Here is a 9,294-nt window from a genome sequence, read left to right on the forward strand (position 1 = left end):
TCGTGAGAAAAACAAAACGCGTTACCATCAGTGATATCGCCGCGCTGGCAGGGGTGTCAAAAGCCACTGCCAGCCTGGTGCTGAACGGCCGTGGTAAAGAGTTGCGCGTGGCAAAGGAGACGCGGGAGCGTGTGCTGACGCTGGCGCAGCAACATCATTATCAGCCGAGCATCCATGCCCGCCTGCTGCGTGATGACCGCAGCCATACGCTGGGGCTGGTGGTGCCGGAAATCACCAACCACGGTTTCGCCGTGTTTTCTCACGAGCTGGAAAATTTGTGTCGCGAAGCGGGCCTGCAACTGCTGATCTCCTGTACCGATGAAAATGCCGGGCAGGAAATGGTCGTGGTCAATAACCTCGTGGCGCGCCAGGTGGATGGTCTGATCGTTGCCTCCAGCATGTTGAGCGACAGTGACTACGTAAAACTCAGCGAACAGCTGCCGGTGGTATTGTTTGACCGGCATATGAACGAGACTCAGCTGCCACTGGTGATCACCGACTCCATTACCCCCACAGCCGATTTAGTGGAACGACTGGCACGCGCCAGACCTGATGAGGTTTACTTTCTCGGCGGCCAGCCGCGGCTGTCACCCACCAAAGATCGTCTGGCGGGTTTTATGCAGGGGCTGGAGCGCGCCGGAGTCACACCCCGGCCGGAGTGGATTATTCACGGTAACTATCACCCCAGCAGTGGCTACGAGATGTTTGCCGCACTATGTGCCAGACTCGGACGTCCACCTAAAGCGCTGTTTACCGCCGCCTGTGGCCTGCTGGAAGGGGTACTGCGTTATATGAGTCAGCACCATTTGCTGACCAGCGATATCCGCATCGCCAGTTTTGATGATCACTATCTTTATGATTCGCTGTCAGTGCCTATCGACACCGTAGAACAGAACGTGCCACGCCTGGCGCAGGAGTGTTTCTCCATGCTGACGCAGATGATTCAGGGACAGGACCCGGCAGAAAATCAGATCATCCTGCCCGCTACGCTGCGCTTACGCTCCGTGTAGATCCTGGTGTTTAAAAAAGGGGCTCCCAATTCGGGAACCCCTTTTTGTACTCCTGCCGGAAAGGAATAAGGCAGGTTATTTAATTTCGGTGACGAAGTTTTCACGGCTACGACGAACTTTCTTCAGGTTCACCAGCCAGTCGCCTTCATCAGCACGGTAGCCCAGCGGCAGAATGATCACACTGCGCAGACCTTTCTCTTTCAGACCAAGGATTTCATCGACTGCTGCCGGGTCAAAACCTTCCATCGGTGTCGCATCAACTTCTTCAAAAGCGGCGGCAATCATCGCACTACCCAGCGCGATGTAAGCCTGACGCGCCGCCGATTGATAATTACCTTCGGTGCCACGCTCAGCAACAATGCCCAGCAGCATCTGACGGTAATTTTCCCAACCCTCATTACGGAAGCCCCTGACTTCATTGGTCAGATCGAACATCATATTGACGCGATCGGGGGTGATATCATCCCAGGCAGCAAACACCATCAGGTGCGAACAATCGGTAATCTGCGCCTGATTCCACGCCACGGCACGAATTTTTTCACGGATTTCTGCGTTGGTAATGACCATCAACTCAAACGGCTGCAATCCGCTGGAGGTCGCGGTTAAGCGCACGGCTTCAATGATGCGTTCCAGTTTGTCTTCTGGCACCACTTTGCTGGCATCAAATTTCTTGGTTGCGTAACGCCAGGCAAGTTTGTCATTAAGAGTGGTCAAGATATCTTCCTTATGGTGTTTGAGAACGCAGGCCACATCAGGGCGGCCTGCAAAGCGTTTCAGAGGATATCAGCACTTATGGATTGCCGCTGAAGCAGAACGAGCTGTTACGGGGGTAAGGGGTGGCAGGTTCGTCAAACTCCAGATGGTAAGCCATTAAAGATCATCCAGCGCCACTCGTACTGGCTGCGGATTGCGAAGTCGTTCACGGACAATTTCGATGAGTTCAGAATCTTCGTCACTCAGCAGCGTCTGTTTGAATGGAAGTCTTTGATTCTCCGCAATGTATTCAAGTGTCATACGCAGCGCTTCGGATGGAGTGACACCCATTTTCTCCAGCGCTGCGTAAGAACGAGCCTTGAGCTCATCATCAATACGAAGATTTATGCTACCCATACAGCACTCCTCACAATAAATGTATTTACAAACGTCATTACAATTATTGCATGGTTAGTAGCCAGTCACAACCTCGCCTGATCATGCTTTTAAGACCTGAGACGTGCCTTGGCACATCATTTACTATACAAAGCTGCTATCTTATTAACTTAACAAATTAATATGATAATCAGAAATCCACATGATCCTATTCCCCTTAAACCATCACAAACTCAGGCGGGTTGAAGGCCGTCACTTCTGGTAGCGGTTCGTTCCAGGCAACGATCTCGACCCAGCAGCTCTGCGCGCTACAGCCCTGCCCCAATCTTGAACTGCCACGATCCTCCGTCAGAACGTTCGGATTACCGTGTTTATCAAGTGAATCTGCGAGGCTCGGGTCCTGCGGATCATACCAGGCGCCCGTTGACATCTGCACCACACCGGGACGAATGTCTTCACTGAGATGTACACCTGCCAGAATGGCACCGCGCTGATTAAACACCTTCACCACGCTGCCTTCGCTGATGCTACGTGTTGCGGCATCCAGAGGATGCATCCACAGCGGTTCCCTGCCCTGAATCTTGGTTTTACGACTCACGCTACCGTGGTCATATTGGCTATGCAGGCGGGTTCGCGGCTGGCTGTAAAGCAGATGCAGCGGCCATTGGGAGGCGATGTCACGCTGTGACTCAGCTTCAGGTTCATACCAGAACGGATGCCCCGGACACTCTTCATATCCGAAATCGGCCACGGTCTGAGAAAATAGTTCGATTTTACCGGAAGGGGTCGGCAGTGGTGCCACTTCCGGGTTGTCACGGAAGGCTTTCAGGAAAATCTGCGGTTCGTCTGGACGTGCATACTCCAGCATTCCCTGCCCCCAGAAATCGTCGAAGGCAGGTAAATCGATACCATCTGCCAGCGCACGCGGTCTGGAAGCATCATAAATAAAGCGCAGCCACGCATCGGCATCACGCCCTTCGCTGAAACTCTCGCCAAAACCCATCTTTTCCGCCAGCGCGTGGAAGATGGCGTAATCATCCCGCGCCTCTCCCTGCGCGGCAATATGCTGGCGCATGGCAATGATAAAACCATCATTACTGGAGCTGCCAATATCGTTGCGTTCCAGCGAGGTGGTAACCGGGAAAACGATGTCAGCGAATTTCGCCTGGGCAGTCCAGTATTGCTCGTGTACCACCACGGTATCCGGCTGTCGCCAGGCCTCAACCAGACGATTCAGATCCTGATGATGGTGGAAAGCGTTACCGCCCGCCCAGTAAACCACACGGATATCGGGATAGGTGCAATCCCTGCCGTCAAACTGATAATGACCACCTGGATTCAGCAACATGTCCGAAAGACGCGCCACCGGGATGATTTCGTTGACCGCGTTGGTTCCTGCCGGGAAACGCGGGCCGGAGAAAGTACGACGTACCGACCCCGCCAGGTTGGTGCTGGCATAGGCAAAACCGAGGCCACCGCCTGGAGTGCCGATCTGGCCAATCATCGCCGCCAGCGCCACAGTTGCCCAGAAGGTTTGCTCCCCCTGGAACGCGCGTTGCAGTGACCAGGCAATATTAATCATGGTGCGTTTTGCCACCATCTTGCGCGCCAGCTCGCGAATGGCTTGCGCCTCTATCCCGGTGATAGCGGCTGCCCACTCCGGCGTTTTTGCCTTGCCGTCTTTGTGGCCCAGCAGATAGTCCCGATACTCAGCAAATCCAACGGTGTGACTGGCAACAAAACGGGCGTCGTAGAGTGATTCATCAATCAGCACAAAACTCAGCGCCAGCAACAACGCCGTGTCACTGCCCGGTTTCAGTGAAAGCCATTCCGCGTTAGTAACACCGGAGAGATCGTTTTTAACCGGACTCACATTAATAAAATGGGTACCGTTACGCTGCATCTCCCCCAGCCAGTGCTTGAGAGAGTGATCGTTTGCTGCGCCGCCATTAACCTGCGAATTACGTAAAGGCAGGCCACCAAAAGCGACAAACAGCTCGCAATGCTCGGCCAGCGAAGACCAGTGAGTATGCTGCTTCTGCAACACATCCAGCTCTCCGATGATATGCGGTAATAACCGCTCGGCCGCCGCCAGGCTATAGGTGTTAGTGCTGTCCGTGTAGCCACCCAGCTGGTTAAAGAAACGGTGCAACTGGCTTTGCGCGTGATGGAAGCGACCAGCACTCGACCAGCCATAAGAACCGGCATAAAAGGCCTGGTTGCCGTGAGTCTGCTTAACCCTTGTCAGTTCATCGGCGACCAGCGCGATGGCCGTTTCCCAGCTCACTTCAACAAAGGGTTCTTTACCACGACCATGACGTGAATCGCGGCCATGCTGGAGATAACCGAGACGCACTGCAGGGCGGCGGATACGGCTGGGGCCATCCACCGAACCGACCAGAGACTGGCCGATCGCTGAAGGGTTACGGTCCCATTCGACTGGTTCAACGGCAGTAAGGGAGCCTTCGGAAGTAGACACGCGATAAGTGCCCCAGTGCATAACGGCGAGGTTGTGATGTTTGGTCATGGTGATTTGCGATGTGAATTACGTTATGGGTATCCCGTCACAGTAGCACAGAGGGAAAGGTGCAGGGATAAAATCTCTGTACTACAGCGCTAACCTGCCCTCTCGCCCGCAATGAGACATCCATACGATTTGGCGTCAACTGACTTGCTGCATTGTGAACATTACGTTCCGCGCGCCTACCTCGTTTTAGGTGATAAGTTTTTTATATGGGAAGAACCGTTAAAACATTTCTACTTTGGGAGTAGCGAATCATTTCTCAAATAAAAAAATGGATGCCCCATGTTTTCAATCGCCACCTGCCCTCATCACTCTTTTGTGCCCCTGGTTCAACACCCGGCACCCGCTAATGTATGGGGAGCACAGACACTTTCTGACGGGTGTTCTTATGCGAAGAACGTCGTCGATACACCCTGTTCCACATCCGCTGTTAATCGCAACGATTCCCGTCATGCCCCGATCTCGCTTTCTGCGATAACCGATCAATCACATTCAACAACGCTAAATATGTGCGACACGCCTGGCGAAGTCGATATCGGGCGGTTTTTTGATAAGGATTTCACTGCAATTGATATGGCTGAACTTCCCGAACAGTCGTTTTTCACGAAGGATTTTAGCGCGATTGAGATGCCAGAATTTGTTGCTGAAATGTCGAAAGCTGACTTTCCTCAGTTCCTAGATAATTTTCGCGCTGTTTTTTCACGCAACCTTGCATCCGTAGGCTTGTCCACCGCTGCGCGTGAAGTTGTCAGGCATGGTGTGCTGTCACACTTATCGACAATAGCGCCAGCAGCCGTCACCACTGCGGGTGTCATCTCCGGCCTTCTTCCTGTTTTATTGCAATTTGCAGGCCTGGCGACAGATGTTTATCAGGGAAGGCAAACGGTGCAGAGTAGCTGTGCTCGACTGGCTAATATCGCCATGGTGACCGGGGCAATGGCCGGGCTGGCCTGTTCTGGTGGTCTTGCTGCGGCTGCTCCAGCATTAATTTCTGCTTTCTGGGTTTATGTCCCTGTCCGAGACCTTTGCCAGTATTTTTTGACGTTACATGATAATGCAACACCTGCCCCCATTTTGCCTGCGATAGCTTGTGCTGCGGGTGCCTACGCTGTCAATCAAACTCTGGTCTGCCTGTCGATGGCTTATGTTGCCGATGCGTTATCAGCACTGGGACCAATAACGGCGAATGTTGTTTCTGCTACCAGCCTGAATATCTTTGGTGAAACGGTAGAGCATATTACCTGCCGACAGTTACATGCTTACTTCACAGATACAGAGGCACTACAGATTCATTGTCATTTGCGTTCGGGAGATGACATCAACTGGCAAAGTGTTGGCGATCTGGTCACTATTCCTATTGCGAGCCGTTCATCTTTATTTGCTTCCACCTATGCCAATACTTTTGCGATTCAGGGTGACAGCCTGGTTCAAAGTGTGACCGCCGCAGGTAGTCTGGCGCTGGGGTATCCTATGTTCATTTACAGTGCTGAACATAAAGCTTCACCCACTGCAAAGGGAGAGAAAATGTGATGTGCTTTGCTGCATTTTTCTGCAAAGCTTTGGCTGTGGTAGCGCCTTAAAGATAGTTCTGAGAGCTCCCCTCTGGTGATTTTGGCATTAAGGCATTCCGGATTCAGCGAAACCATCCAATAAAGATTATCATGTTATATTATTATCTTAATAAGATAATTACATAATAACAGATAATTTTAATAAGATCATATCTTGTTAGTATTGATTAAGACAGCCCAGGAATTGGTAAGTTAACTTCTTAACAAGATATTATGATGACAACAACGTTTTTTATGATCTTGTTAAGTCGGTATTGTCTTATCAACTGCGTATATTACTAACCCTGCCGATCTTGCCACACTGCCGATTATAACCGCGATCTGATATCTTAACCCTGTCATTGCACCGGGTGAGAACATCAATAGATATCTTAATAAGATGTTAGGAAATTATGTTAGCAACACAAGCCTATCGGTTTTAACCTATTGCTATCATGTTATCTTGTTAAGATAGCAATAGATTAAGATATTGATAACTTCTTAGTGGCTTAGTGGCTTAGTGGCTTAGTGGCTTAGTGGCTTAGTGGCTTAGTGGCTTAGTGGCTTAGTGGCTTAGTGGCTTAGTGGCTTAGTGGCTTAGTGGCTTAGTGGCTTAGTGGCTTAGTGGCTTAGTGGCTTAGTGGCTTAACAAGATAATAAATTACTATAATACTATCCCGTCAACTTATTATCATATTAATTTTATCTTAACCTTGTTCTAAATCTCTTACTGGGGCACCCCCGGCATGTGCTCATAATGCCGACTACCCGCACTGCCTGCCTGCATACCTGCATACCTGCATACCTGCATACCTGCATACCTGCATACCTGCATACCTGCAGGTCGGCAGGTCGGCAGGTCGGCAGGTCGGCAGGTCGGCAGGTATGATTAATCAGAGTACCTGCGCCAGACTAAGTATGCATGTGTCAACATTAGTTCCTCAACACGTTCTGGGATATTGTGAGATGTACTGAGTAAACGTTGCTTATTGGGTGCATAATCAACCATCACAGCAAAAGGAAGTAATTAAGATGTTAACAAGTTAACTTAACAAGATGATATGTAGCTAAGTGTCAGATACTACGAGCTTGTTAAGTAAATATCTTAATATCATCGTATAGATCTCACGTAACCTCACAATCCCCGCAATAACGTTGAGTTGTTAAGGCAATAGATAACTGATTTATCGTGATTGCCGCGTCGCTATGAGATGGTGGAAGAGAATGTTTGAGTGCTGGTTCAGTGCAATTCACGATGGCTATCTTAACAAGATATTAAGAATAAGATGCAATAACAACTTAACAAGATACTATCTTGTCTTGTTGTTATCAGCAGATCTTGTTAAGATATGATGATTACAACATTTCAGCGTTACACTATTTATCGTTATTAATGGAGGTCATCGATGATTATCGTACTGGGTAGTCAGAAGGGTGGGGTAGGCAAAAGTACCCTGGCTGTGTCTCTCGCTGCTGGATTGCTTTCCCGTGGCTACAGAGTGCTCATCGTGGATGCCGATGACCAGAAATCCGTATTAACCTGGTACAATAACCGTCCGGAATCACTCCCGCATATTCCCGTAACCGGTGCCTCCGGCAATATCAAAGCTATGCTTAAAGAGCATGCGAAATCTTACGACTACATCATTGCTGACTGCGCTGGTCGAGACAGTGCAGAAATGCGTAGTGGCCTGATGGCCGCAGATGTCTTCATTTCACCTCTGCGTCCATCACAAATGGATCTCGATGTGGTGCCTCATACCTGCTCAGTGTTTACAGCTGCGAAGGACTTTAACGAAGATGTGAAGGGGTATCTTGTGCTGAACATGACCCCAACCAATATGTTCGTTAATGAAGGCAATGAAGCCGCTAAGGTTCTGGAAGATTTTCCTGAAATGAAACTGGCTGAAACTCGTATCTGCGATCGTAAAGCTCACAGGGATGCCTGGGCAGAGTCTATGACCATTTATGAGACAGAAAACAGTAAAGCTAAAGATGAAGTTGAAAGGCTGATCCAGGAGGTCATCTTATGAGAAACAGAGCTGGCGTTTCGAAAGAAAGAGAGAATGACTTCATTAATGGCGGGACTGCGGCATTAACCACAGCAGGTGCTCCGCAACCAAAAGCCCCCGATCCTGAGCCAGTAAAGAAGGCTAAAGCTAAACCAGTCAGTATCTCGTTTACCGATGAGAACCTTAAAGATATCGACAATCGTATTCGTAATGAAATCCTGGCTGGTGGTTCACGAGTAAATCGTTCTGACATTGTTCGCGCCGCAATTCTCGGACTTGAACATTTATCAGACGAAGAAATCTCAGTGTTAATCAGCAAAGCTAAGCTTCAGTAAAGAAATCTCGAATAAGTAAGTTACTATCTTGTTAAGATAGTAACTTACTTTGTGACAACGTCACCCTCCATTTGTTTTACTCTCAATATCTTATTACCCGTCAGCCTGATGATCAGTTCGTTAGCATATGGTCAGAACAAATCTTCTTAACTTGTTAAGATCATAGGATCGGGAGGTAGAGATGTCTGCCTCATACCTCATTTAAGAATGAAATAACGATACCTGATATTCGTCATGCTGCCTGATAGGGTTAAAAGCGTTCTGTATGCTCTCAGAATGCGTTATCAGGTGATCAGTAAGGGTTGGTACTTATCCATCATGAAAAACACGGAGAAGGGCTTATACAACGATCCTTTTGACATGATGAGCAGATCATTTACTGAAGTGTTGGTATGTAGCTTGAAGTAAAAGCTTCTCGTTTTATGTTGAGTGCACTTAATACTGGATATTGTCGATCGCGTATTGCCAGAGTCTGATGCTGAAGGCCTGTCAGAAACCGATATCAGACACTAATTAAGATCACACTCGGTTAGTGAGTAGCGAACGAAGCCTTTTAAGCTAAACAGTAAGATTGAGCCGCTGGCTTAACACCCATTTCTTAGCAAGATATCCACTTATCCACTGGTTAGATCCCAATTAATTAGATCCAGTGTAGATCCTATAGAGATCCCAAAGAGATCCCCGATCGTCGCAGCCCGCGGCAGCACTGGCCTGAGAGGGTGTCCGCATAAGCTATAGCAAGTGAAATATAAACTGTAGTGAGAGAACCATAAA

General features: G+C 49.1%; 7 protein-coding genes. 4 read left to right on the forward strand and 3 right to left on the reverse strand.

Features of this window, described 5'->3' with window-relative positions; genetic code table 11:
- The first annotated feature begins 2 nt into the window (after window positions 1-2).
- Complete coding sequence (locus tag AC6I8X_RS25230) at window positions 3-1,010, forward strand: substrate-binding domain-containing protein (protein ID WP_313686422.1); 1,008 nt, start codon at window positions 3-5, stop codon at window positions 1,008-1,010.
- Between the two features lie 75 nt (window positions 1,011-1,085).
- Here AC6I8X_RS25230 and AC6I8X_RS25235 read toward each other — a convergent pair whose 3' ends face one another.
- The 3 genes from AC6I8X_RS25235 to AC6I8X_RS25245 all read right to left on the reverse strand — a co-directional run bounded on the left by AC6I8X_RS25235 (window position 1,086) and on the right by AC6I8X_RS25245 (window position 4,626).
- Complete coding sequence (locus tag AC6I8X_RS25235; RefSeq protein ID WP_313686420.1) at window positions 1,086-1,724, reverse strand: NAD(P)H-dependent oxidoreductase; 639 nt, start codon at window positions 1,722-1,724, stop codon at window positions 1,086-1,088.
- 156 nt (window positions 1,725-1,880) lie between these two features.
- Window positions 1,881-2,120 (reverse strand): type II toxin-antitoxin system RelB/DinJ family antitoxin, encoded by a 240-nt coding sequence (locus AC6I8X_RS25240; RefSeq protein ID WP_313686418.1) that lies wholly within the window; start codon window positions 2,118-2,120, stop codon window positions 1,881-1,883.
- A 196-nt stretch (window positions 2,121-2,316) separates the two neighbouring features.
- Window positions 2,317-4,626, reverse strand: a complete 2,310-nt coding sequence (locus AC6I8X_RS25245) for a molybdopterin-dependent oxidoreductase (protein WP_497841550.1) — start codon at window positions 4,624-4,626, stop codon at window positions 2,317-2,319.
- 279 nt (window positions 4,627-4,905) lie between these two features.
- Here AC6I8X_RS25245 and AC6I8X_RS25250 point away from each other — a divergent pair, with 279 nt between their 5' ends.
- The 3 genes from AC6I8X_RS25250 to AC6I8X_RS25260 all read left to right on the forward strand — a co-directional run bounded on the left by AC6I8X_RS25250 (window position 4,906) and on the right by AC6I8X_RS25260 (window position 8,520).
- Window positions 4,906-6,153 (forward strand): hypothetical protein, encoded by a 1,248-nt coding sequence (locus tag AC6I8X_RS25250; RefSeq protein WP_497841551.1) that lies wholly within the window; start codon window positions 4,906-4,908, stop codon window positions 6,151-6,153.
- Window positions 6,154-7,579: 1,426 nt separating this feature from the next.
- The gene (locus AC6I8X_RS25255; RefSeq protein ID WP_299454569.1) at window positions 7,580-8,206 is read left to right on the forward strand and encodes a ParA family plasmid-partitioning AAA ATPase; all 627 of its coding nucleotides are present in this window, start codon (window positions 7,580-7,582) and stop codon (window positions 8,204-8,206) included.
- Complete coding sequence (locus tag AC6I8X_RS25260) at window positions 8,203-8,520, forward strand: hypothetical protein (RefSeq protein ID WP_313683725.1); 318 nt, start codon at window positions 8,203-8,205, stop codon at window positions 8,518-8,520. The genes AC6I8X_RS25255 and AC6I8X_RS25260 overlap by 4 nt, the downstream gene beginning before the upstream one ends.
- The last annotated feature ends 774 nt before the right edge of the window (window positions 8,521-9,294 follow it).

This window comes from Pantoea sp. X-Soil-TKNS-1280 (genome assembly GCF_059730475.1).